Here is a 24,328-nt window from a genome sequence, read left to right as displayed (position 1 = left end):
TCAGTTCTCCTTGAACGGGAAGCCGAGGTGCTTGAGCAGGGCACGGCCTTCTTCGTTGTTGGTCGCGGTGGTCACGACCGTGATGTCCATACCGCGCGGGCGGTCGATGGAGTCCACGTCGATCTCGTGGAACATCGACTGCTCGCTGAGACCGAACGTGTAGTTGCCGTTGCCGTCGAACTGCTTCGGCGACAGGCCGCGGAAGTCACGGATACGGGGCAGCGCGATGGAGACCAGACGGTCCAGGAACTCCCACATGCGGTCGCCGCGCAGGGTGACCTTCGCGCCGATCGGCATGCCCTCACGCAGCTTGAACTGCGCGATCGACTTAGTGGCCTTGCGGATCTCGGGCTTCTGACCGGTGATCAGCTCCAGATCCTTGACCGCGCCATTGATGAGCTTGGCGTCGCGCGCGGCGTCACCGACACCCATGTTCACGACGACCTTGACCACGCCCGGGATCTGCATCACATTGGCGTAGTTGAACTCGGTGTTCAGCGCGTCCTTGATCTCGGCCCGGTAGCGGGTCTTCAGGCGCGGCTGGGTCTGCTCAGAGGTGGTCATATCAGATGTCCTTCCCGTTCTTACGGGAGATCCGGACCCGCTTGCCGCTCTCCTCGTCGGTCCGGTAGCCGATACGGGTCGGCTTGCCGTCGGAGTCGACGACCATCACGTTCGACACGTGAATGGAGGCTTCCTGGGTCACGATGCCGCCCGAGGAGGCGCCGCGCTGGTTGGCGGAGTTCGCGACGTGCTTCTTGATCCGGTTCACGCCCTCGACCAGGACCCGGTTCTCCTTCGGGTAGGCCTGAATGACCTTGCCCTTGGCGCCCTTGTCCTTACCCGAGATGACGAGCACGGTGTCACCCTTGTGCACCTTCATGTCAGAGCACCTCCGGGGCCAGCGAAACGATCTTCATGAACTTCTTCTCACGCAGCTCGCGGCCGACCGGGCCGAAGATACGAGTGCCACGCGGGTCGTTGTCCGCCTTGATCAGCACGGCCGCGTTCTCATCGAACTTGATGTACGAACCGTCCGGGCGACGACGCTCCTTGACGGTGCGCACGACGACGGCCTTGACGACCTCACCCTTCTTGACATTGCCGCCGGGGACGGCGTCCTTGACGGTGGCGACGATGATGTCACCGATACCGGCATAGCGACGCGACGAACCACCGAGAACGCGGATGCAGAGGATTTCCTTCGCACCCGTGTTGTCGGCGACCCGCAGTCGCGACTCCTGCTGAATCACTTCAGCCTCCTTGACCTGGATGTATACGCACGCCGGATTGCCGACCCGACGGGCATGGTCGTGTCACCACCCGAACGCGCGCCTGCCAGCGGTTATGTGGATCTCGATGACCCAACCACTGGGGGTTCACGGCCGGATTGCGGGCATAGCTCCCGCAGGCAACCGGTTCAGTGTAGGTGAATGCCCAGGTCGGTCCCAAATCAGGGCCCATCAACGCAGGCTGAGCTTCCGCTGTGAAACCGCGCCGATCAGTGCTCGCGAGCTGCGACGTTACTACCCTCGAGAACGAGCAAGATCGCCTGTAGAACTGTGCACATTCCGTATCACCGCTGGAAGAGAGGTTCTCTTGAGTTCGTCCGCGCGTTCCGCCCGGCTCGGTCGTCGCACCTTCCTGATCGCCCTCGGCGTGATTCCGGCCACCGCGCTGGTCTCCTGCTCGCGGGATCAGCCGGTGCGGCTCACCGGGGTCGATATGCGGGGCGAAGACCAGGCCATCCGGCCGCAGGACGATCTGTTCCGCTACGTCAACGGCAGCTGGCTGCGTGACTATCAGCTGCCGCCGGATAAGCCGTCCTACAGCACCTTCGACGAGGTCAGCGATCGCGTCGAACTGCAGCTGCGGGAGATCGTGGAGGGCATCCACGATCCGCAGGCCGGATCCGCCGAACAGCAGATCCGCGATCTCTACGACGCCCGACTCGATTCCGCCGAGATCGAGCGGCTCGGCCTCACCCCGCTGGCCGATCTGCTCACCGCGATCGATGGTGCGGCGAACAAGGCGGATCTCGCGCGGGTGATGGGCGGGCTGCCGATCGGCGGGCTGATCGGATTGGACGTCGGGGTGGATCCGAAGAATTCCGGCCGATATGTCCCCACCATCTCCCAGTCCGGTATCGATCCGAATATGGGTGAGCAGTACTACCGCAAGCCCGCATACGCCGAGCAGCGTGCGGCCTATCGGACCTACCTGGAGCGGGTCGCCGCGGGTGTGGGCTTCGCCGATCCCGCGGGCACCGCCCAGCGCGTATTCGACCTGGAGACCAGGATCGCCGCCGGTTACTGGGACGACGTGCGACTGCGCAATCCCGATGCCACCTACAACCCGCTCGACTGGCCCCAATTGACCGCGCTCGCACCGCAATTCGACTGGGAGCCGTGGCTCGCCGGTACCACCGACCGGCCACATTCGCTATTCGACCGGGTGGTAGTCGGGCAGCCGTCGTTCGTGACGGCCGCCGGACAGCTCTGGGCCGAGGTCGATATCGCGGCCTGGCGGGAGTATCTGCGGCTGGCGGTGGTCAAACGCTTCGCAGCGCTGCTACCCAGGGCCATTGCCGATGCCGAATTCGATTTCGTCGGCAAGGCATTGCAGGGGCTGCGCGAACGCCAGGAGCCGTGGAAGGACGGCATCGCCACCGTCAATGCGAATCTCAGCCAGGTGCTCGGGAAACTCTATGTGGGCAAACACTTTCCGCCCACGGCCAAGGAGCGCGCGCTGGCGATGGTCGCGGACCTGATGTCGGCCTACCGGGCCGATTTCACCGAGTCCACCTGGATGTCGCCGCCGACCGAGCAGGCCGCCATCGCCAAACTCGACAAGATCGTCACGAAGATCGGCTATCCGGATACCTGGATCGACTACTCCGGATTGACCATCACCCGCGGCAAGCTGATCGAATCCGTCCGTGCCGCAAACCAATTCGAGACCAAGCGCCATTTGGCAAGGCTCGGCACCCCGGTCGACAAGTCCGAATGGGGTATGCCGCCGCAGCTGGTGAATGCCATGTACGACCCGAATGCCAACTCGATCTCGTTTCCCGCTGCCATTCTGCAGCCGCCGTTCTTCGATAAGGACGCTCAGGCCGCGGTCAATTACGGCGCGATCGGGGCGGTTATCGGGCACGAGATCGGACACGGATTCGACGATCAGGGATCGCGCTATGACGGCGACGGCAATCTGCGCGACTGGTGGACACCCGAGGATCGCGCCGCCTTCGACATCAAGACCAAACAGCTGATCGAGCAGTACAACGTGCTGGTCCCCGCGGGCCTGGATCCGAGCAAGCACGTCGACGGCGCCCTCACGGTCGGGGAGAATCTCGCCGATCTGCGCGGTCTCGGTATCGCCCTGGCCGCCTTGGGCATCGCCGATAAACGCGACGGCAAGGACGATCCCGACCACCGGACGATGTTCCTGTCCTGGGCGCGTGTCTGGCGGAACAAGGCGACCGTGCAGCAGCAGGAAATGCGACTCGCCATGGACGTGCACGCACCCAATGAGTTTCGCGCAAATCAGGTGGTCCGCAATATCGACGAGTTCTACACCACCTTCGGCGTACAGCCGGGAGACCAGCTGTTCCTGCCCCAGGACCAGCGCGTCTCGCTCTGATCCGACGGGCTGGCGGGGCCGCCGACGGGTAGCCTCGGGCCAGCACTATCGCCCTGACGAGGATGCGGCGGGACCGCATCGGGAGAGGAATCCCCGTGACATCAACCGGTCGTCCCGGTCAGCTGGACCGACGCGCCTTCCTGGTGGCGCTCGGGCTGGCGCCCGCCGCCGTCGCCCTGGTCTCCTGCTCGAAGGATGCGCGTTCGGTCCAGCTCGCCGGGGTCGATATGGGCGGTGCGGACCTGACGATCCGGCCGCAGGACGATCTGTACCGGCATGTCAACGGCAAGTGGCTGCGCGAGTACCAGTTGCCGCCGGATAAGGCCGCGGTCGGCGCGATCAGCGACGCCAGCGATCGGACGCTGGATCAGCTGCACGAGATCATCGAGGCCATCAAGGATCCGAAGGCGGGTTCGGAGGCACAGCAGATTCGCGATCTCTACGACGCGCGGCTGGACGAGGCCACCTTCGAAACGCTCGGCATGACGCCGCTGGCCGATCTGTTCGCCAAGATCGACGGCGCGGCGACCAAAGCGGATCTGGCCAAGGCCATGGCGGAGCTGCCGATCTCCGGGCTGATCGGCATCGGTATCGGTATCGATCGCAAGAACTCCAACGCCTATATCCCCACCGTCAGCCAATCGGGTATCGGGCTCAGCGAGCAGTACTACCGCAAGCCGGAATACGCCAAGCAGCTCGCGGGCTACAAGACCTATCTCGAGAAGATGTCCGCGGGCGCGGGTTTCGCCGATCCAGCCGGCATTGCGCAGCGCATGGTCGATCTGGAGACCAAGATCGCAGCGGCGCATTGGGACAGTGTGCGCAATCGCAATACCGACGCCACCTACAACCTGATGAGCTGGCAGGAATTGGTCGCGCTCGGACCGCAATTCGATTGGGATCCGTGGATGACGGGCAATACCGATCGGCCACGCTCGCTGTTCGACAAGATCGTGGTCGCGCAGCCCTCATTCGTGACCGCGGTGGCGCAGCTGTGGGGCGATGCCGATATCGCGGTGTGGCGGGAGTACCTGCGCGTCAATGTGGTTGCGGAGTATGCCCGCTTCCTGCCCAAGGCGATCCGCGATGCCCGCTTCGAATTCGTCGGCAAGGTGCTCAACGGGATCGAGGAGCGGCCGGAAATCTGGAAGTCCGGCGTCGGCATCGTCAATGAGAATCTCGGCGACCAACTCGGCAAACTGTATGTCGAGAAGCACTTTCCGCCCGCCGCCAAGGACCGAGCCAGGCAGATGGTGGCCGACCTCATGGCCGCCTATAAGGACAACTTCACGCATTCGTCGTGGATGTCGCAGCCGACCAGGGATGCCTCGATCGTCAAACTCGACAAGATCGAGGCCAGAATCGGCTACCCGGACAAGTGGGACGACTACTCGGCGTTGCAGATCACCAGGGGCAAGTTGATCGAATCCCTGCGCGCGGTAAGTGCTTTCGAATCCAAGAAGGCGTTCAACCGGCTCGGTACCCCGGTCGACAAGTCCGAATGGGGGATGTCACCGCAGACCGTCAACGCCTACTACTCCCCGACCAGCAACCAGATCACTTTCCCCGCCGCCTATCTGCAGCCGCCGTTCTTCGACAAGGACGCCACCACCGCCGTCAACTACGGCGCGGTCGGCGCCACTATCGGCCACGAGATCGGCCACGGCTTCGACGATCAGGGCCGTAAATACGACGCCGACGGCAACCGCAGCGACTGGTGGACCCCCGAGGACCTGGCCGCATTCGAAGCCAAGACCAAACAGCTGATCGAGCAATTCGATGTGCTGGTACCCGAGGGGCTCGATCCCAAGTATCACGTCGACGGCGCGCTCACCGTCGGCGAGAACCTCGCCGACCTGCGCGGCCTGCAAATCGCCGTCGAGGCGTACCGCATCGCCGCCGGGCGCGAGGGCATCGAACCCGACTACCAGCAGATGTTCCTCTCGCACGCCCGCAGCTGGCGGGAAAAGCAGACCGAGGAATCCACCATCAGCCTGCTCCAGGACGTGCACGCCCCCAACGAATTCCGCTGCAACCAGATCGTCCGCAATATCGCCCAGTTCTACAACACCTTCGCCGTCAAGGAAGGCGACAAACTCTTCCTCCCGGAGAACCAGCGCATCACACTCTGAACCCCGCCCCGTAACAGCCCGGCCCACGCCGGGCTGTTTCGTTACCGAACCAGGTCAGCGAAACTGATCTCGCCCAGCACGACGTGCTCGAGCTGCACGAATCCGTCGCGATGCAACCGGTGCAAGCGGTACTCGGCGGCGTGCGCGTCGAGCCGGAACTCACGGACCTCTTCGATGTCGTATTTGGTATCGAGAGCTACGACCAGATAGAGCGGGATGCCTGCGCGGGCGTACTGCACCTTCTTGTCGAGCAGATCCTCAGCGGCGGTGGATGGCGAGGAAACCTCGATGACGATCAGGGCATCACCGGCCTCGGGTTTCGCACCCCGCTCCGGAAGGCAGCGATAGACCGTGACATTCGGCCGCCGGAACGTGAATTTGGTACTCGCCAGAGCACTACGTCGATACCGGTCTCGACTCGAATACACGGCTCGGTGCTCGGCAGTTGCTCCATTGCACCGGCCAGTCTGCGTGCCACACGATTATGCTCGGGCACCGGCGACTCACAGACGATCACATGCCCATGGACGACCTCGATCTCACGCGCCGTGTCCTCGGGCAGGAGACGGTATTGCTCCTCGGTCATCTCGTGCGGCAGATGGCCGGACGGCCCGATCGTCATGACGGAAGCCTACCCATTCGCCATATCGAGAGCCCATGTCTGCGGCAGCTGACCCACACCTGCGATCTACTTCGCCGGTGTAGGTCGTCGGATGGATGTGAATAAGCCCGGCTGCTGTGCCGGGCTTAATTCATACGGGAAGCGCTTCGAGGGGAAGGCTTGCTCCGCCGAGGCGACTCTGGTCAGAAGGCGCTGCCGGTGGAGGGCATGGGGAAATAGCCCGGGTAGCCCGGGTAGCCGAACCAGCCGCCGTAGCCGCCCCAGCCGCCGTAACCGCCCCAACCGTCGTAATCGCCCCAGCCGCCACGACCACCCCAGCCACCCCAGCCGCCACGACCCCAGCCACCATGACCCCAGCCGCCGTGGCCATGGATGTCGTCGGCCTGATCCACCAGCACGATGGCCGGGCCCTGGGTGTCGGTCGTGTCAGCGAGCGCCGGGCCCGCTACCGCGGCGATCGGGGCCAGGGCCAGGGCGGAGGTGATAGCGATGCGGGCAACCATGGGCCGGAAGCGTCCGGCGGAACTCTTTTGATTCATCGGAACTAACCTCGATTCGGTATGCGTCAGTCGTGCGAGGACCCGCGTGCTCACGGGTTCGACGTCGATGCCTCCCGGACGAGAGGATCATTTATTGACGCCATTGAACGTACCGCTATATAGCGGTACGTTCAATAGGTCCACGACAGATGACGTGACAGCAAGCGGCAGACAGAAGCGGCGCGGGAATCAATATAGGTTAGGCTGACCTACTCTATTGCGGCTCGAAGGGAGCCGAGTCGGGGAATTACTCGATGAGGAGAGGGTGACGATGCAGTCTGTTCGGATGTCTGGCAGCTGGCAGCGGGCGGCGGTTGCCGTGCTGGCCGGTGCGCTGACCCTGGGTATTACCGCCTGTGGGTCGCCCAGCGATGATGCGGGATCCGACGGCGACGCGCCCGTCACCATCAACCATGCGCGCGGCACGACAACCGTCCGTGGCACCCCGAAAAAGATTGTCACGCTGGGGAATCAGTGGCTGGATTCGACACTGGCGCTCGGCGTGACACCGGTCGGCTATGTCGATAATGTCGCCTCGATATCCAAGAGCACGCCGCCGTGGGAGCCGAAGGCGCTCGAATCGTCGAAGGCCCTGAATACCACCGGCAATATCGCCGAACAGGTCGCGGCGCTGGAACCGGATCTGATTCTGGTGGACGGATTCCTGGCCGACCAGAAGACCTATGACGAGCTGTCCAAGGTCGCGCCGACCCTGCCCGCGCTGACGAAGGAGACGGTCGCGTCCTGGCAGGATCAGGTGACCGCGCTCGGCAAGGTCCTGCACAACGAGGATGCCGCGACGCGGGTGATCGCCGATGTGGACAAGAAGGTGCAGTCCATCGGCCAGGCGCATCCCGGACTGAAGGGTAAGACCTTCGCCAGCACCTGGTTGGCCAGCCCGGCGCAGCTGATGGTGCTGACCGATCCGAACGACGGATCGAGCAGGATCTTCACCCAGCTCGGGCTGAGCATTCCGAAGAACCTGACTGATAAGCCGTCGAATCAGGGCAGGCTCGCGCTATCGCCCGAGCGGGTCGACGAGCTCACCGCCGATCTGCTGCTGGCCGGATACTCCCAGGGCATGGACGAAAAGTACCGACAGCTGCCGGGATACGCCGATCTGCCCGCGGTGCGCAAGGGCTCGGTGGTGTTCCTGACGGTGCAGGAGATCAGCGCCGTCAACCAGCCGACCGCGCTTTCGGTGCCCTATCTGTTGACCAAGCTGGAGCCAGCCTTCGCCGTCGCGGCGAAATAAGTTCAGCCCGCCGCGGATCGCAGGCCCGCCAACGCGCGGGCCTTCGGCCATTGCGCGGCCAGTTCGAGCAGATAACGCAGTTCATCGGACCGATCGCGGGTGCCGACCGGCACCGCGTCCGCGGCGTGCCGGACCGGTTCCGGTGCGACGCCTTGGGTCTTCGCCTGTGCGGCATAGGCGATCGCCAGGGCGCGCCCGCCGACATCGCCGTCGAAGGGTGCATCCGCGCGGTACTGCTTCAGGTGCAGCATGGCATCCCAGATCTCGACCGTCATGCGGTACAGCCGGGACAGCGATTCCCCGTCATGCACCGGGCCGTCACGGAGTACGACCTCCGGCACCGCGGCCGTGAGATCGCGCCACAGCGGGCGTAGCACCCGGCAGGCCCGGCCCGCTCGATCCAGCTGGGCGCGCACGAGCACCGCGTCCACGACGGGAAACGAGATCAGTACCGCGATCACGGCGAAGTTCACGAAGGCCAGCACGGCGAAGGCGGTGCCCGGCTGCTCCGGCGAGACGCCGATGGCGGCGCGCACCAAGGCCACGCAGGAGGACACGATCCAGCAGCAGGCAGTCGTCAGCAGGGCCGAGTAGGCCAGCCGCTCGGCCACCGTCGCACCGGGGAGCCGCAGTTCCCGGATGCAAGCGCGGGCGATCAGCACACTGGCGGCCAGGATCGGCAGATATGAGCCCGCCCAGATCACGGCATCCCAGCGCAGCCCGCCGACGACGGGCAGTCCGAGGCCCTCGGTCACCGTGCCGACCAGCACCAAGCCACCGACCGACGCACCGACCGCGTTGTAGCGACGCTGTCTGCGGACCGCCGCCGCGGCGGGCGCCCCATCGAGCAGTCGTGCCAGGCCGTACAGGTACGCGACCGCAATGAGCCCGGCGCTGAGGAACAACCGGTGCCCGAGATCGTCATGATCGAGCGCGAAGGCCGGCCCGGCCATCAGCAGTCCGGCCAGATTCCACCCGAGCGCGCGATTGACGAGCCGATCCATCGTCACCTCGTCGAGCAGAAACCAGCGAGCGGCCGTGATCACGGCAACGAATACGAACGTCGACACTCCGACCACGGGCGGCACACTGTTCATCGCGCTCGACCCTAGAACCCGAAGGGGCCGAACGCGATTCGATCAGCGCACCGCGATCAGTTCCTCGGCCTCGGCGAGTTCGGCCTGTTCGTCCTCGACGTACTTATTGCCAGCGAAGTACGAGGATGCGGCGGCCATGAACATCATCAGCGCGGCGGATACGAACACCACGATCAGGCCCGAGTGGAACGGTCCGGTCAGCAGATTCGGGAAGAACTCCTGACCGGTGAGGGTGTCGGCATTGACGCCGGGCTTGGCCAATTCGCCGGTGGGGCCGAGCAATTCCTGGATCGGGTTGTAGCCGAGGAAGGCGGCGAACATGCTCGCTACCGGCGGCAGGTCGGCGAGCTGGGTCGCAGCACCCGCGGACACACCCTGGGCGCGCAGGCCGCTGTCGAGCGCCGAGGGCAGGCTCGCGGCAAGGCCGATGACCATGAGCGAGAAGAAGATTCCCATCGACAGCGCATTGCCGCCGTTGAACAGGGTGCCGCGCATACCGGAGGCCGCGCCGCGCTGGGCCGCGGGCACGCTGGACATGATGGCGGCGGTATTCGGGGAGAAGAACAGTCCGCAGCCGATGCCGTTGAGCAGCACGATCGCGGCGAAGACCCAGTAGTTGAAGTCGACCGGGATGACGAGCAGCAGCAGGAAGGTGAGCCCGGCCAGCGTCGCGCCGCCGGTGGTGAACAGACGCGAACCGTAGCGGTCCGACAGCCAACCCGAAACCGGTCCGGCGGCAAGGAATCCCACGGTCAGCGGCAGCAGGTAGATACCGGCCCACAGCGGGGTCGATTCGTAGTCGTAGCCGTGCAGCGGCAGCCAGATGCCCTGCAGCCAGATGATCAGCATGAACTGCATACCGCCGCGACCGATCGAGACCATCAGGTTGGCGAAGTTGCCGAATCCGAAGGCGCGGTTGCGGAATAGCGACAGATGGAACATCGGCTCGGCGACCTTGGTCTCCACCACGCAGAACACCGCGAGCAGGGCGATGCCGCCGAGCACCGCGCCGAGCACCCAGGGGTTGGACCAGCCGGTGGGGTGGCCGCCGTAGGGCTGGATGCCGTAGGTGATGCCGGTGAGCAGTGCGGTGAGGCCGAGTCCGAAGGTAATGGTGCCCGCCCAGTCGACCTTGCCCTTGGTGCGCGTTCCCACCTCGTGCAGCGAGCGGTAGGACCAGATCGCACCGACGATGGCGATCGGCACACTGACCCAGAACACCGCGCGCCAATCCCATTCCGACAGCACACCGCCGATGATCAGTCCGAGGAATGAACCGGCGACCGCGGCGACCATATTGATGCCGAGTGCAGTGCCGCGCTGTTTGGCGGGGAAAGCGTCGGTGAGGATGGCTGTCGAATTGGCCGTCAGCATGGCGCCGCCGATGCCCTGCAGCACGCGCCAGACGATGATCCACATCGCACCCGATCCGCCGTGGAACGGATCGAACGACAGCGCGACCGAGGTCACCGCGAAGACCGCGAAACCGAGGTTGTAGATCCTGACGCGGCCGAAGATATCGCCGAGCCGCCCGAACATCACCACGAGCACGGCGGTGACGAGCAGATAGCCCATCAGCATCCACAGCAGATAGCCGACATTGCCCGCTTCCAGCGGATTCAGCCCGACGCCGCGGAAGATCGCGGGCAGCGAGATCAACACGATCGAGGCATTGACCGCGCTGAGCAGCACACCGAGGGTGGTGTTGGTCAGGACGATCCACTTGTAGTGCGGGTGATCCCGGTCGTAGCGCAGGCGACGGCGAATGGTCTGGACATCACCGAGATCGAGATCGGCGGATGGAATCGTCACGGCAGCCCCTTGCTGAGTTATTACCTCAGCAAACTATATAGTTAGCTGATGTAACGAACAAGCCGAGGGCCCACCCAGTGAGAAGTCTCAGCTCTCGGCGGCTCTGCGGTAGCCGCGAACGGCGAACGCGCCGAAGGCCACGGCGAGCCCGATGGACCAGGCCATCGTCTGCAACAGCGGGGTGGCAACGGGGCCGCCGATCGTGCAGCCGCGCATCGCCTCGATCGCACAGCTCATCGGCTGGACTCGGACTATCGGCTGCAGCCAGCCCGGATAGTTCTGCACCGGAGCGAAGCCGGAATTGAAGAACATGCCGAGCAGGACGAGCGCCGAGAACAGCTGCACGACCTTATTGCCCGCTCTGCTGACGCCGACCGTGATCACCATGGTCGCGAAACCCGGTATGAGCAGCACCGGAACAGCGAGCGCACCGAGCATGCCCAGCCAGCCCTGGTGGAAGCGCAAGCCGAGCGCGATACCGAGCGCGACCACAATGATTGTGGCGATCAGCGTGCGCCCGCATTCGGCGAGCAATCTGCCGATCAGTCCGGCCGCGCGGTGCACCGGCAGCACCCAAAAGCGCCGCAGCAGACCGCTTTCCCGCTCGGCGTAGAGCGAAAGCCCGGTGCCCATCGCGCCGTACATCGCGCCGGTGACCGCGATCATCGGGACGAAACCGTAGATGGTGTCCACACCGGAGGATGCGCTGAGGAATTTGTTGAGCACCAGCTGGTACATCAACAGCAGCAGCACCGGCAGGATCAGCGTGGAGGTCAGCACCTCCTGCTCGCGCGGCCAGCGCCGCAGCAGTCGGCCCGTTTCGACGAGACTCTGGTCGATCAGTGTCTTCATGGCCGCCGCCCTTCCACCAGGACCGAGACGGCGGTGAACGCCACGATCAGGCCGAGGATCCAGGCCAGCGCGATCGCGACGGCCGAGGTGTAATCGCCCGCGGCGAGATCGCGCAGTGCGGCTGCCGCCTGGGAGACCGGCTGATTGCGCACAAAAGGCTGGATCCATCCCGGAAAGCCCTCCGCCGGAACGAAACCCGTCGACATCATGATCAGCAGCAGTTGTGGCGCCAGCAGTGCCGATGCGCCGATCTCCGGCTTACCGGTGGCGACGCCGAGTGCGTCGGCGCCGATCACCAGCGCCACACCGAAGGCCAAGGACAGTGCGACGAAGGTGAGAGCCGCCGCCCCGCCGTGGAATCGGAAGCCGAAGCCAGTGCCGATCACCAGCGCTCCGGCGAGCCCCGCCAGTGCGCGGACCAGATTCGCCGACATCCGGGCGGCCAGCGGGATCCAGGAGCGCACCGGCATGGAGCGCATGCGAGTTCCCATGCCGCTGAAGGTGTCTCGGGCGGCGCGATCACCGGCCGACATGGCGGTGAAGAACATGCTCTGCAGCACGATCACCGGCAGCAGGTACTGGGCGTAGTCGGCACCGGTCTGCTCCATCGACTTGCGCAGCGGGACATAGAAACAGAGGAAGAAGATCATCGGGGCGAGGCAGCCGAAGGCTAGGTCGCCCTCGCGCAATGCCGCGCGCACGGTGCGCCCGCTCAGTGCGCTCCATTGCATTCCGGCTGGTATCGGGGATATTTCGGTCATGCGGTCAGCGCTGCCGGTGCGTCGGTGGTGAGCTCGATGAAGACCTCGTCCAGCGATGGTCTGCGCAAGGCGATATCGATGAGTTCGATGCGGGCGTCGGTAATGCGGCGCAACGCTTCGGCCAGCGTGGCCGCGCCGTCGGGCGCGGGCAGCGAAACCCGGTCCTTGGATTCGGCGACGGTGACCGCGCCGAGGCCGTGGAGCGCGGTGACAACGGCGGGCACGTCGGCCGCGTCGACCGGAACGACCTCGCAGTAGCTCGAACCCGAGCGGGCCTTGAGTTCATCCGCGGTGCCCTCGGCGATCACCCGGCCCTTATCGATGACGATGATGTTGTCGCTCAACGCATCCGCCTCTTCGAGGTATTGCGTGGTGAGCAGGATCGTCACGCCCTGTTCCCGCAGCGAACGCACCAGCGACCAGACGCCCTGCCTGCTCACCGGATCCAGGCCGGTGGTCGGTTCGTCGAGGAAGACGACCTTCGGCGGGCGGACCAGGCCGCAGGCGATATCGATGCGCCTGCGCATACCGCCGGAGTAGCCGCCGACGCGGCGGTCGGCGGCCGCGGTCAGGTCGAATTGTTCGAGCAGTTCGGTGGCGCGAACCCTGGCCTGTTTCGGGCGCAGGCCCATCAGGCGGCCGAACAGGACCAGGTTCTCCCGGCCGGTCAGCACCTCGTCGAGCGCCGCGTATTGGCCGGTGAGCATGATGGATGCGCGCACGGCCGCGGCCTCGCGCACCACGTCGTATCCGGCCACCAGTGCGCGGCCCGCATCGGGTTTGGTCAGCGTGGACAGTATGGAGACCGTGGTGGTCTTGCCCGCGCCGTTCGGGCCGAGCACTCCGAGCACACTCCCGGCGGCTGCCGCGAAGGTGAGGCCGCGCACTGCGTGGACGTCGCCGAAGGACTTGCGGACGTCCTCGACCACAATGGCGTTATCGGTCGCGTTCATCGTTCTCCCGGTGCTGTGTTGGGCATGGCGGCGGCCACCACGGTGACGCAGCGCTGCCAGATGGTGGTGAAGCGGTCGATCTCCGCGGTATCGAAAAGTGCGTCGCTCCAGCGGAACAGCGTGGCCAGCTGGGGTCCGTCGGCACCGGGGTACACAGCGGTGACGAGGTCGATGGCGTAGCGCAGCGGCATATCCGGTTCGGGGGCGATCGGAAGGCGTTGGTGCAGGCCGAGATCGGTGATCGGGGACCATGGTCGCGATGCGTTGGCGGCGAGGTCCATGCGGCCGAGGTAGTCGAGCATCACCTGTGGATCGCGCTGCGGCGCGGTGTCACCGTAGGTGAGCAGGCCGTAGTCCAAGCCCTTGTTCGGGATACTGTCCAATTGGGTGCCAATGGCTTTCAGCAGACTCGCCACCTCGGCCGGATCGGCTTCGGCGCCGATGATGTCGAGTGCCGAGCCCGCGCCGACGCGCAGCGGATAGACGGTGGTGAACCAACCGACGGTGCGAGCGGTGTCGACACCGCCGACGGTGGCGTCTTCGCGGCCGTGTCCCTCCAGGGCCACCAGTGCGCCGGTGGCGGCGTCCTGGTTTCGTTCGGATCGCCAGGTGGTGAGTGCGATCGTCAGTGCGGTGAGCAGGAATTCGTGCATGCCGATATCGGCGCCGAGGCGGTCGAGGATGCGGCGGGTGCGGTCGGTCGGCGCGAACGATGGGGTGATCCGGTAGGAGGACCAGGTGTCGCGGGTCGGATCCGGGTGGCGCCGGCCGAGTTCCGGATCGGGGCCGGTCAGCTGCGCTGTCCAGAAGTCGCGTTGGGCGAGTACTTCTGGTGCCGTTCGGCGCTCGTGCAACAGTTCGGCCCAGCCTCGGTAGCTGGTGCATTCCGCTGCGATGGTGGGGATTCGGCCTGCGCTGAGCTGTGACCAGGCATCGGCCAGATCCGCGAGGATGATGTGCCAGGAGACGGGGTCCACCGCGAGGTGGTGGATCGACAGCAGCAGTATGTCGGTGCCCTCGAAGCGGACGACCTGCATCATGGTGCCCGTCAGCGGATCGATACGGTCGATCGCCGCGCGCGAATGCTGCGCGAGCACGGCGGCAAAGTCGCCGGGTGCCGGGACCTCCCGCAGGATATCGGCGGCGCGCACGCTGCCCGGCGCCCTGGTTTCGAGCCGGTGCCCGTCCGCGGTCGTCGTCAGCCGGGCGCGCAGCATGTCGTGGGCATCGAGTAGGGCCTGCAGTACCGATTCCAACTGCGGCCGGTCCAGTTCGGGGGGCAGCGATATCAGCGTCGAGAGTGCGAGCCTGCGGAAACCGCCGTACTCGTACATCCAGGACATGATCGGCGTCGGACGCACCTCACCGAATTCGACCGGGGTGCGCACCGACTCCTGTTGTGCCGCACGGGAATCGATGGCGACGGCCAGGTCACGGACAGTGTGGTTGGACATGACCACGGCCGGGCTGACGGATAGCCCGGCACGGCGCACCGCGTTCACCAGTGAGATGGCGACAATGCTGTCCATGCCGAGCGCGATGAAGTCGTCATCGATGCCGGGCGCTGTCCCACCCAGCACCTCGGCGAGGGCGCGGCACAGCGTCCGCTCGGTATCGGTATTCGGTGGGGTGCGACCGGCCGACCCCGCCAGTGCCTCCTGGCCGAGTGCGGTCAGCGCACGGATATCGAGCTTGCCATTGGCGGTGACCGGGAGCTCCGGCAGCGAAATGATCCGGGCCGGAACCATATATCCGGGCAGCCGTTCGGCGAGGTCGGCGCGCAGTGTGGCCGCATCGGCCGTCGCACCGACCGCGAAGGCGACGAGGCTGGGGCCGCTCGGCCGCTGTACCACAACGACCGCGCCCGCACGCACCTGCGGCAGCCGCAGCAAAGCCGTTTCGATATCGCCGATTTCGATCCGGTAGCCGCGAATCTTGACCTGGTCGTCGGCCCGGCCCAAATAGGCGAGGTCGCCATTCGGCAACTGCCGCACCAGGTCGCCGGTGCGATACATGCGCGCACCCGGTCGGAAGGGGTTCGCGACAAAGCGGTCGGCCGTGGTGGCGGCCTTACCGATATAACCGCGCGCCACCTGGGCACCCGAGAGGTACAGCTCACCGATGACGCCGTGCGGCACCGGCCGGAGCATGGCGTCCAGGACGTAGGCGGACATGCGATCCACCGGTCCGCCAATGCTCGGCTGCGCATTCCCGGGCTGGTCGCGACCGGTGTTCACCGTCGCGACCACCGCCTCGACGGTGGTCTCGGTGGGGCCGTAGCAGTTGTAGACGGCGGTGCCGGGCAGGGTGCGCAGCCGCTCCCACATGGGCGCACCGATGGCCTCACCGCCGAGCGCGAGCACGGTCAGCCGCTCACCGTCCACCAGACCGGCCGCGGCCAGCTGGGTGAACATGGACGGCGAGGTGTCGATCATATCGATCTCGTGCCGGACGATGCCCGCGACCAGACCCTGCGCATCACGCATTTCGGTCTCGTCGAACAGATGCACCGCGTGGCCGTCGAACAGTCCGATCATCGGCTGCCAGGAGGCGTCGAAGCTCAGCGACCAGGCGTGTGCGATCCGCAGTCGGCGGCCGAGCCGGGCCACGGCCGGACGGTAGACACGGTCTCGGTGATCGGCGAAGTAGCTGCTGAGGGCGGCGTGCGTGCCCATGACGCCCTTGGGTTCGCCGGTGGAGCCGGAGGTGAAGATCAGGTACGCGGCGGTCTCCGGGTGGATCGGCCGGTAGGGCGAAATGGGATGGTGCGCGATCCGCTCGGCAACGGCGGGGTCGTCGAGCACCACTAGCGGGCGCTCGTTCTCGCCGAGCAGGTGTGCGCACTCGCCCACTGTCAGGACGAGTTTCGGGCTCGCCTGACACAGGATGGATGCGATGCGCGCTGCCGGTGCCGAAATATCCACCGGCACATAGGCACCACCCGCCTCCAGCACTGCGAGGATCGCGACAATCGATCGGGCTGATCGCGGAAGCATCAGGGCCACAACCGTTTCCGGTCCTATGCCGTGCAGGACGAGCTCGCTCGCCAGCTGCCCGGCAACTTCCCGCAGCTCACGGTAGGAATAGCGCGCGGTGCCGGTTCTCAATGCAACTGCGTCCGGGGTCCGGTCGACCTGGCTCAGGAATAGTTCGTAGACTCCTGGCCCGGCAGTACTCGACGGCGATTCGATCCCGAATCGCGCCTTCTCTTCGGCCAGCAGCACATCCACCGTATCGGGACTCGCATCGCCATGGTCGGGCAGCTGGCGGAGCACCGATAGGATCCGCGCGCCGATATCGGCGACCGAAAAGTGCGGCAGCGCTTCGGCAATCGCCTCCAGCATCACCACGAGTATCCCGTCGTTCAGGTAGGAGACGACCGAAAGCGGGTAGTGCACCAGGCTTTCCATTGCGACCGGCAGGAAGCGAGTGCCATTCGCGGTGACGATCGGATCGGTGGCCGCGCCGATGGGCGCGTTCTCGAAGACGAACAGCACATCGAACAGCGCACCGTGACCGGCCGCGCGCTGAATGGTCGACAGGCTCACGTATCCGGCATCGCGCATGGCCGCCGATTCGCGCTGCAGTTGCACGCACTGCTCGGCGACCGTGCGGGTGCCATCGATCAGGACGCGGGCGGGCACGGTATTGATGAACAGCCCGATCATCGTCTCCACACCGGGCAGCGCATCCGGGCGACCGGAGATGGTGGTGCCGAAAACGATATCGCGTCGATCGGTGAGTCTGCCGAGCACGACCGCCAGGGCGTACTGCACAACGGTATTGAGAGTCAGGCCGTTCGACCGCGCCCAGTGCACCAGCCGCGCGGTTTCGGCGGTGTCCAAGCCGAATCGGCTGCGGCGCGGAATCGCCGCGCCGACCTCGGTCGCCGTACCACCAGCGAGCATGAGCGGACCGCTCAGTGGCGCAAGGTATTCGGTCCAGCTGCGGGTGATCGCGGCGGCGTCCTGTGCGGCGAGCCAGCCGATGTAGTCGCGGTAGGGCCGGGCGGGCGGTAGCGAATCCGCCTGTCCCCCGGCCTCGTACACCGCGATGAGCTCGCGGAAGAACACCGCGACCGCCCAGCCGTCCATCAGGATGTGGTGTGCGGTGACGATCATTCGACGCCGCTCATCGGGCAGCGCGACCAGCGTAATGCGCAGGGCCGGGCCGCGACCGAGGTCGAACCGCTGCTGCCGTTCGGCCTCGGCGATGGCATCGAATTCCTCCGGCCGGGCCGAGATTTCGAGCCACGGCAGATCCACCCAGGTCGGCACGATCTGCACCGGCTTGGGTAGATCCTTATCCCAGAACGAGGCCCGCAGGTTGGCGTGTCGCTCCAGGATCACCTCCGCGCTGCGCCGCAGCATCGGCACGTCGATCGGACCGCCGATATCGATGACGAACTGCATGGTGTACAGATCGACCCCGTCGGCGGCCAGTCGCGCCAGCGAGAACAGGCCCTCCTGCAGCGGGCTGAGCGCCAGCACATCCTCGATTTCGGCCGGAACGCTCCGGTCCACCGTCATCGCACCGCCTTTCGACCGATGGTCACCGCGACACCGCCACTCATCCGGCGAGCCGATCGGAAGCAGCCGCCCCTCATTGCGACTGCTTCCACGCCGCACCCAATGCGGCCAGTGCGTCCGAGCTGAGGCCGGACACACTCATGGCGGCATGCTGGTGCCGGGCCGGTTCGGCGGACTGATCGGTATCCGCCGGTACGCCATCGCTATTCGCGTCGTCCAGGGCCGTACCAAAGGTGTCTTCGATGGTCGTGGTCACACCCGCCGGCACCGCCGCATCGACCGCGGCCGCGAGTTCGGCGATGGTCAGGTGTTCGAATACCAGCTGCGGGGACAGCGGCAGTCCGATCTGGTTGGCACGTGCCGACCATTGGATGGAGATCACGCTGTCGCCGCCGAGTGCGAAGAAGCCGTCATCGGCGGTGACGTCCTCGATTTCCAGCAGTTCCTCGAGGATCGAGATCAGCTGCTGTTCGGTATCGGTGTGCGCGGCATCGGAAGGCGCTGTGCTGGTGTCGACGATGGCCGTCACCTTGGTTGCGAAGGCGAGTCGCCCCGCCGTATCCCAACGCGCTCGCTGCCCGGTCCGGAACAATCGGGCTCCCGGCAGATACGGATCGTCGATGAAGGCGTGCGCCGACTCCTCGACATAGCCATCGGCGAGTCCGGCACCACCCACATAGACATCGCCGTGCACGCCGGGTGCGACCGGTCGCAAGGCGGCATCCAGAACCAGCACCCGACCCCCCGGGATAGGACGCGCGTATCCGCTTCCGTCGACCGCACCGCGGGCCACCGCGCCCGCGTATTCCGGGATCCGATAGTCGAAGGTGGCGATCGAACCGGCCGCGAGCGCGGGCAGCAGATCGGGCAGTGCGGCGGGCCACGCGGTTCCCGTGACCTCCCAGCTGCGCACCGACGGCAGCATCGAGATTCCGGTGTGCACGATCCGCGCAAGCGTGGCAGGGTCGGCGACCACGTGGGTGACCGCGTGCGCGCCGATCAATTCGACCAGTGCGACCGGATCGTCGCGCTGCGAATCGGTGGTGCGGATCAGCGTCGCACCATCGGCCAGCGCGGCCAGCAGTTCGACCTCGATCTCGGATCCCGACCACGGTGCGGCGACGAGTCGCACATCCGCCGAACCCCTTGCCCGGTCGAATGATTCGGCACGGCGATCGGCGGCGACAGCGCGTCGATCGGCGACAGCGGCCGCGATGGCGTCCCGCGTGAACACCGCGGTAGGCGCATCGACACGCGAAAGTGCAATGGTCCCATCCGTATTCGCGATCGCGTCGAGCGTGGCCAGGCGACGGACCACTGCGGCCACCGACGCACCATCGGGCATACTCGCCCCGGCCCCACGATCGAGCTGTTCGAACAGCGCACCGTAGCTGAGGGCTTCCGCACCGCAACGCACCGCGATCCGGTCGGAGGGAATGCCGCGCCCGCGCCGGATCAGCTCGGCGATCCCGGGCATCCAGGAAAGCTCGACGCCCGTGGCCCATTCGCCGAGCACCCGCTGACGCTCGGCGACGGGCATGATGTCGAGTTCGCCGACGGTGCTGTCGGGAGATGCCGCGAAGGCAGTGAGCACGCGGAGCATGCGCTGCGCGAACAACTCTCCGGTCGCGGGCTCATAGAGATCAGTATTGACGATCACACTGGCCTCGAAGCCGCCATCGGATCCCGCGAAGAAATTGATGCTCAGGTCGAGCAGCGAGATATCGAAGTCCAATGGCAGCACCGTGAGTGCGGTCCGCGCGTCGAGTCCCTGGTCCGCGCCGTCCCAGTTCTCCTCGCGGAAGTGCATCATGGCCTGGAACAGCGGATTCCTGGCCCGCGAACGGGCCGGGTCGAGCGCATCCACCAGGCGCTCGATGGGGATGTCCTGGTTGCTGTACGCACCGAGCGCGATATCGCGGGAGCGCGCGAGCACGGTGCGCAGCGTGGGATCGCCGGACAGGTCATTGCGCAGCACCACCATATTGGCCAGCAGGCCGACCAGATCCGCGGCCGCCGGGTCCACCCGGCCGGCAATCGGCGTACCGAGCGGAATATCGACGCCAGCACCGAGTTTGTGCAGCAGTGTCGCGACCGCGGCCTGATACAGCATGAACTCGCTGGCCCCGCTCGCCTCGGCGACGGACTTCAGCTGCCCGCGCAGCGCGGCCGGGACCGCGAACGGCACCACCTGCCCGCTCTTGCTCAGTACCGCGGGGCGCGGCTTGTCCGTGGCGATATTGATCTGGTCCGGCAGACCGGCGAGCGCGCCGCGCCAGTAGTCCACTTGCGCATCGAGTGCATCGACCGCCTCGCGCTGCCACAGTGTGTAATCCGCGTACTGCACGGCCAACGGTGACCACTCCGGTGCCGCACCGGCGGTGCGCGCCCGGTAGGCGATGGCGAGATCGTCGAGAATCGTCCGGAACGACCAGTGGTCGGCAACCAGATGGTGGACCAGCAGCGACAGCACATGGGTCTCGGTGTCCAGCATGAAGATCCGCGGCCGGATGAGCAATTCGCCATCCAGGGCGAAGCAGTGCCGACCCGCCTGCGCCAGCTCGGCGCGCAGCTGTTCGGGATCACTGAGCTCCGTCACCGGAATATCGATCGGCCCGGCGGGCAGCACCGACTGATATGGCACGCCATCGCTTTCGGGGAATACCGTGCGCAGCACCTCGTGCCGAGCCACCACGTCGGCGAGGGCGGCGGTCAGCGCAGCCAGCTCCAGCGGACCGTCCACCCGCACCGCGAACGGAATATTGCCGATGGCGCTCGGCCCCTCCAGCTTTCGCTGGAACCACAGCGCGAGCTGGGAGTAGGACAGTGGAATGCGGTCGGGCCTCGACCATTTCCGCAGTGCGGGCACGGCGGCGGCGGTGTGCGCCGGTGCCGCCTCGATGAGCGCGGCGAGCCCGGCCACGGTCGGGGTATCGAATGGCGCCCGGACATCGACTTCGATGCCGAACTCGGTGCGAATCTGCACGACCAACCGGGTGGCCAGCAGCGAATGTCCGCCGAGTTCGAAGAAGGAATCGTCCGCGCCGATCTGCGCGCGACCGAAGATCTGCGCGAACAGCTCCGCGAGCCGGATCTCGGTGGCGGTGCCCGGCTCCCGATAGCGGTGGGTGGTGGTGCGCTCCGGCGCGGGCAATGCGCGCCGGTCCAGTTTGCCGTGCGCGGTCAGCGGAATCTCATCGATCACGGCGAACGCGCTGGGCACCATGTACTCCGGCAGCGTGGCCGCGGCATGGCGCCGAACATCCTCGATATCGAGTGCCGACTCCGAAAGACCATTGGCCACCACGACATACGCGGCCAGCATCGCACCGACCGCCGCGTCGGCCACCGCAATGACCACACAGTGCCCGACACCGGGATAGGACGCGATGACCGCCTCGACCTCGCCGAGTTCGATCCGGAAACCGCGCACCTTGACCTGCTCATCGGCCCGGCCGACGAATTCGATCTCACCATTGGCATTGCGCCGCGCGAGATCTCCGGTCCGATACAACCGCGCGCCGAGTGCGAACGGATCGGCGACGAACCGCTCCGCGCTCGGTCCGGGCCGATTCAGGTACCCGCGCGCCAATTGCGCACCGCCGAGATAGATCTCACCGACCACACCCGGTGGCACCAGCTGCAGCGCCTCGTCGAGCAGATACACCGTGACGTTCTGGTTCGGCACGCCGATCGGCACGATCCGGGTCCCTTGCGGGCCGTCCACATTCATATGCGTCGCGCACACCACGGCCTCGGTCGGGCCGTAGTGATTGCGCAGTTCCGCATCGAAGACACCGGCGAACCTATCGGCCACCTCGCCGGGCAGCGCCTCACCGCCCACCGGCACATGCCGCAGCGCACGCCATTCGCTTACCTCCGGCAGCAGCAGGAAGGTGCTCAACATCGACGGCACCATATGCAGCACGGTCACCCCGCAGCGGGTGATCAGCTCGGCGACATACGGAATATCGCGGAACGCATCGGGTTTCGGGATGACCAGGCGGGCACCGAGGGTCAGCGTCACGAAGATATCGAGCAGCGAGGCGTCGAAGCTCACCGAAGACGACTGCAGCAGCCGGTCTTCGCTGGTCATACTCCATTCCGCGACGAAGCCCGAGAGATGTTCGGCAATGGCGGCATGGGATACCGGGACGCCCTTGGGCTTTCCGGTGGACCCGGAGGTGTAGATGACATAGGCGAGGTGACCGGGCAGCAGTGGCCGCAGCCGGTCGGCATCGACCAGATCGGCGTCGGGAAGCCGGTCGGCCGCGGTCTCGGCGGCCGTCAACTCGACCCGGCCGAGCACCAGTCGAGGTGCGGCGTCTTCGACGAGATAGTCGATGCGCTCGTCCGGGTAGGCCGGGTCGATGGGCAGGTACGCCGCACCGGATTTGAGCACACCGAGCACCGCGACCACGAACTCGACCGAGTTGGACAGCCGCAATCCGACAATGTCCTCGGTACCGAGGCCCTGCCCGATCAGCCAGCGCGCAAGCCGATTGGCGCGACGATTCAGCTCGGCGTAGCCGAGTTCGGTATCGGCGCTGCCGCGTTCGGCCGGGGCAACAATGGCGAGCGCGTCCGGCGTTGCGGCGACCTGGTTTTCGAAGAGTGCGACCATGGTGGTCGGCTCCGCATCGACGATTGCGCCGTGCGACAGTGCCAGGATCGCGGCACGATCGGCCGCACCGAGCATATCGATATCGCCGAGCCGGCGATCGGGCTCGGCGAGCGCGCTGTCCAGCAGCTGCACGTAGTGGCCGAGCAGCTGCTCCACCAGTGCGCGGTCCAGATCGGCGATCCGGTACTCGGCCTCCAGATAGGCGCCATCGGCCGCCATGACCACGGTCAAGCCGAGCGATACCTGCGCGACCGCGCTGCCGAGATCCAGCAGCGTCGCATCGACACCGTCGAGATCGAAGCCCTGTGCGCTCTTGCGTACCCCGAAGCCGAGGCGGACCAGCTGCTCCAGCCCGTCCCGGCCGTCGACACGGTCCGGATTCGCCTCGCACACCACGCGATCGATGCCGACATGCTGATGGGCGAAGGCCCCGACACAGGTATCGCGAACGGATTCGGTGAAGTCGGCGAAGGTGCTCCCCGCGCCGATGGTGGCGCGCAGCAGCAGCGTATTGCCGAAATAGCCGATCAATGATTCGGCGGCGGCAGCGCGACGCACGGTCACCGGTACCGAGACCAGGAAATCCGTTGCCGCGGTGTAGCGATGGATCACCGCGTCATAGGCGGCCAGCCACACCATGAACGGGGTAGCACCGTGCGCGCGAGCGAAAGCCTCTACTCGACCGACGAGCTCGGCCGACAGTGACACGGTGCAACGACCGGACTGCTTGGTCGCGACGGTGCGGACCGTGGCCGGACCGGGGAGTTCCAGGGATTCCGGCAGCGGACGCAGTGTCGCACGCCAGTAGTCGATATCGACCGCGTCGTCGTCGGTGCTATCGCCGAAGACCGCGATATCGACGAATTGCGCACGTGCACTATCGGGCTCAGCCGGTGCAGTGCGATAGGCGTCGTTGAGTTCGGTGAAGAAGACCGCCCACGAGTCGTCGTCCCAGCTGATGTGGTGCACGACCAGCAGCAGGGTGATTTCATCGGCACCGGTGCGCACCAGGCTGATGCGCAATGGCGATTCGACTGCGAGATCGAAAGGGCGGCCGAATTCCCGACGCGCCAGTACTTCCGATCGGCGCTCCCGGCCGGATTCCGGCAGATCGGTCAGATCGTATGACTGACAGGAGTATTCGAGATCGGCCCGCACGATCTGATACGGCTCACCGCTCTCATCGAGCCCGTAGGTGGTGCGCAGGATGTCGTGGCGGTCGACGACGGCCGTGATCGCCCGACGCAGCCGCGTCTCATCGAGTGCGCCGGTCAGCCGGTAGGCCACACAGATATTGAGGGTGGTGTCCTCCGGATCCCGGGTCTGCAGGAACCACATGCGCCGCTGTCCGGCCGAAAGCGGATGACGCGCACCGGGTTTCGATCTTCGCATCGGTGCGGCCGTCGGTGTCGCCGCGGTCAGGCCGCTTTCGGCCAAACGCTTGCGCAGCAGTGCCTTCCGGCGGTCCAGCACGCTCATGAGCTCGTTGTTCGACATCAGATCCCTCGCC

The 24,328-nt window shown here is 66.0% G+C and carries 15 protein-coding genes; 3 read left to right on the top strand and 12 right to left on the bottom strand.

Annotation, left to right across the window (positions count from 1 at the left end):
* The 3 genes from rplE to rplN are packed head-to-tail and all read right to left on the bottom strand — an operon-like array spanning position 1 to position 1,253.
* A complete protein-coding gene (rplE, locus tag ABZW16_RS06040) occupies positions 1 to 564 on the bottom strand; it encodes a 50S ribosomal protein L5 (RefSeq protein ID WP_354952701.1) in 564 nt (187 codons plus the stop codon).
* A gap of 1 nt (position 565) precedes the next feature.
* Positions 566 to 883 (bottom strand): 50S ribosomal protein L24, encoded by a 318-nt coding sequence (gene rplX / locus ABZW16_RS06035; protein WP_354952699.1) that lies wholly within the window; start codon positions 881 to 883, stop codon positions 566 to 568.
* A 1-nt stretch (position 884) separates the two neighbouring features.
* Entirely contained in the window at positions 885 to 1,253 is a 369-nt protein-coding gene (rplN, locus tag ABZW16_RS06030; RefSeq protein ID WP_040686591.1) for a 50S ribosomal protein L14, read from the bottom strand.
* A 346-nt stretch (positions 1,254 to 1,599) separates the two neighbouring features.
* Here rplN and ABZW16_RS06025 point away from each other — a divergent pair, with 346 nt between their 5' ends.
* Positions 1,600 to 3,642 (top strand): M13 family metallopeptidase, encoded by a 2,043-nt coding sequence (locus ABZW16_RS06025; protein ID WP_354952696.1) that lies wholly within the window; start codon positions 1,600 to 1,602, stop codon positions 3,640 to 3,642.
* Between the two features lie 95 nt (positions 3,643 to 3,737).
* Positions 3,738 to 5,774, top strand: coding sequence for a M13 family metallopeptidase (locus ABZW16_RS06020; RefSeq protein ID WP_354952694.1), 2,037 nt, complete (start codon positions 3,738 to 3,740; stop codon positions 5,772 to 5,774).
* A gap of 41 nt (positions 5,775 to 5,815) precedes the next feature.
* Here ABZW16_RS06020 and ABZW16_RS06015 read toward each other — a convergent pair whose 3' ends face one another.
* Positions 5,816 to 6,202 (bottom strand): Uma2 family endonuclease, encoded by a 387-nt coding sequence (locus ABZW16_RS06015; RefSeq protein ID WP_354952692.1) that lies wholly within the window; start codon positions 6,200 to 6,202, stop codon positions 5,816 to 5,818.
* A gap of 376 nt (positions 6,203 to 6,578) precedes the next feature.
* Positions 6,579 to 6,935 carry a hypothetical protein gene (locus ABZW16_RS06010; RefSeq protein WP_354952690.1) on the bottom strand — a complete coding sequence of 119 codons (357 nt, stop codon included), beginning with the start codon at positions 6,933 to 6,935 and terminating at the stop codon, positions 6,579 to 6,581.
* 286 nt (positions 6,936 to 7,221) lie between these two features.
* Here ABZW16_RS06010 and ABZW16_RS06005 point away from each other — a divergent pair, with 286 nt between their 5' ends.
* On the top strand, positions 7,222 to 8,190 hold the full coding sequence (locus tag ABZW16_RS06005; protein ID WP_354952688.1) for an ABC transporter substrate-binding protein: 969 nt from the start codon (positions 7,222 to 7,224) through the stop codon (positions 8,188 to 8,190).
* Positions 8,191 to 8,192: 2 nt separating this feature from the next.
* Here the strand turns inward: ABZW16_RS06005 and ABZW16_RS06000 are convergent, their stop codons facing one another.
* The 7 genes from ABZW16_RS06000 to ABZW16_RS05970 all read right to left on the bottom strand — a co-directional run bounded on the left by ABZW16_RS06000 (position 8,193) and on the right by ABZW16_RS05970 (position 24,315).
* On the bottom strand, positions 8,193 to 9,287 hold the full coding sequence (locus ABZW16_RS06000; RefSeq protein ID WP_354952686.1) for a DUF6545 domain-containing protein: 1,095 nt from the start codon (positions 9,285 to 9,287) through the stop codon (positions 8,193 to 8,195).
* Between the two features lie 42 nt (positions 9,288 to 9,329).
* Positions 9,330 to 11,099 (bottom strand): MFS transporter, encoded by a 1,770-nt coding sequence (locus ABZW16_RS05995; RefSeq protein ID WP_354952684.1) that lies wholly within the window; start codon positions 11,097 to 11,099, stop codon positions 9,330 to 9,332.
* An 87-nt stretch (positions 11,100 to 11,186) separates the two neighbouring features.
* On the bottom strand, positions 11,187 to 11,951 hold the full coding sequence (locus ABZW16_RS05990) for an ABC transporter permease (protein ID WP_354952682.1): 765 nt from the start codon (positions 11,949 to 11,951) through the stop codon (positions 11,187 to 11,189).
* A complete protein-coding gene (locus tag ABZW16_RS05985) occupies positions 11,948 to 12,712 on the bottom strand; it encodes an ABC transporter permease (RefSeq protein WP_354952680.1) in 765 nt (254 codons plus the stop codon). The genes ABZW16_RS05990 and ABZW16_RS05985 overlap by 4 nt, the downstream gene beginning before the upstream one ends.
* Positions 12,709 to 13,665 (bottom strand): ATP-binding cassette domain-containing protein, encoded by a 957-nt coding sequence (locus ABZW16_RS05980; protein ID WP_354952678.1) that lies wholly within the window; start codon positions 13,663 to 13,665, stop codon positions 12,709 to 12,711. The genes ABZW16_RS05985 and ABZW16_RS05980 overlap by 4 nt, the downstream gene beginning before the upstream one ends.
* Positions 13,662 to 18,194: an amino acid adenylation domain-containing protein gene (locus ABZW16_RS05975; RefSeq protein WP_354952676.1), complete on the bottom strand. Its 4,533-nt coding sequence runs from the start codon at positions 18,192 to 18,194 to the stop codon at positions 13,662 to 13,664. Before ABZW16_RS05975 ends, ABZW16_RS05980 begins: the two co-directional genes overlap by 4 nt.
* Before the next feature lie 73 nt (positions 18,195 to 18,267).
* A complete protein-coding gene (locus ABZW16_RS05970; RefSeq protein ID WP_354952674.1) occupies positions 18,268 to 24,315 on the bottom strand; it encodes an amino acid adenylation domain-containing protein in 6,048 nt (2,015 codons plus the stop codon).
* Between the last annotated feature and the right edge of the window lie 13 nt (positions 24,316 to 24,328).

The sequence above is a fragment of the Nocardia sp. NPDC004604 genome, from assembly GCF_040609795.1.
Lineage (GTDB): Bacteria > Actinomycetota > Actinomycetes > Mycobacteriales > Mycobacteriaceae > Nocardia.
This window is presented reverse-complemented; position numbering and strand designations above follow the sequence as displayed.

Bases quoted from the DNA above. Each gene is read 5' to 3' on its own strand.
- rplE (WP_354952701.1), bottom strand. From the start codon at position 564: ATGACCACCTCTGAGCAGACCCAGCCGCGCCTGAAGACCCGCTACCGG.
- rplX (WP_354952699.1), bottom strand. From the start codon at position 883: ATGAAGGTGCACAAGGGTGACACCGTGCTCGTCATCTCGGGTAAGGAC.
- ABZW16_RS06010 (WP_354952690.1), bottom strand. From the start codon at position 6,935: ATGAATCAAAAGAGTTCCGCCGGACGCTTCCGGCCCATGGTTGCCCGC.
- ABZW16_RS06005 (WP_354952688.1), top strand. From the start codon at position 7,222: ATGTCTGGCAGCTGGCAGCGGGCGGCGGTTGCCGTGCTGGCCGGTGCG.
- ABZW16_RS06000 (WP_354952686.1), bottom strand. From the start codon at position 9,287: ATGAACAGTGTGCCGCCCGTGGTCGGAGTGTCGACGTTCGTATTCGTT.
- ABZW16_RS05990 (WP_354952682.1), bottom strand. From the start codon at position 11,951: ATGAAGACACTGATCGACCAGAGTCTCGTCGAAACGGGCCGACTGCTG.
- ABZW16_RS05985 (WP_354952680.1), bottom strand. From the start codon at position 12,712: ATGACCGAAATATCCCCGATACCAGCCGGAATGCAATGGAGCGCACTG.
- ABZW16_RS05980 (WP_354952678.1), bottom strand. From the start codon at position 13,665: ATGAACGCGACCGATAACGCCATTGTGGTCGAGGACGTCCGCAAGTCC.
- ABZW16_RS05975 (WP_354952676.1), bottom strand. From the start codon at position 18,194: ATGACGGTGGACCGGAGCGTTCCGGCCGAAATCGAGGATGTGCTGGCG.
- ABZW16_RS05970 (WP_354952674.1), bottom strand. From the start codon at position 24,315: ATGTCGAACAACGAGCTCATGAGCGTGCTGGACCGCCGGAAGGCACTG.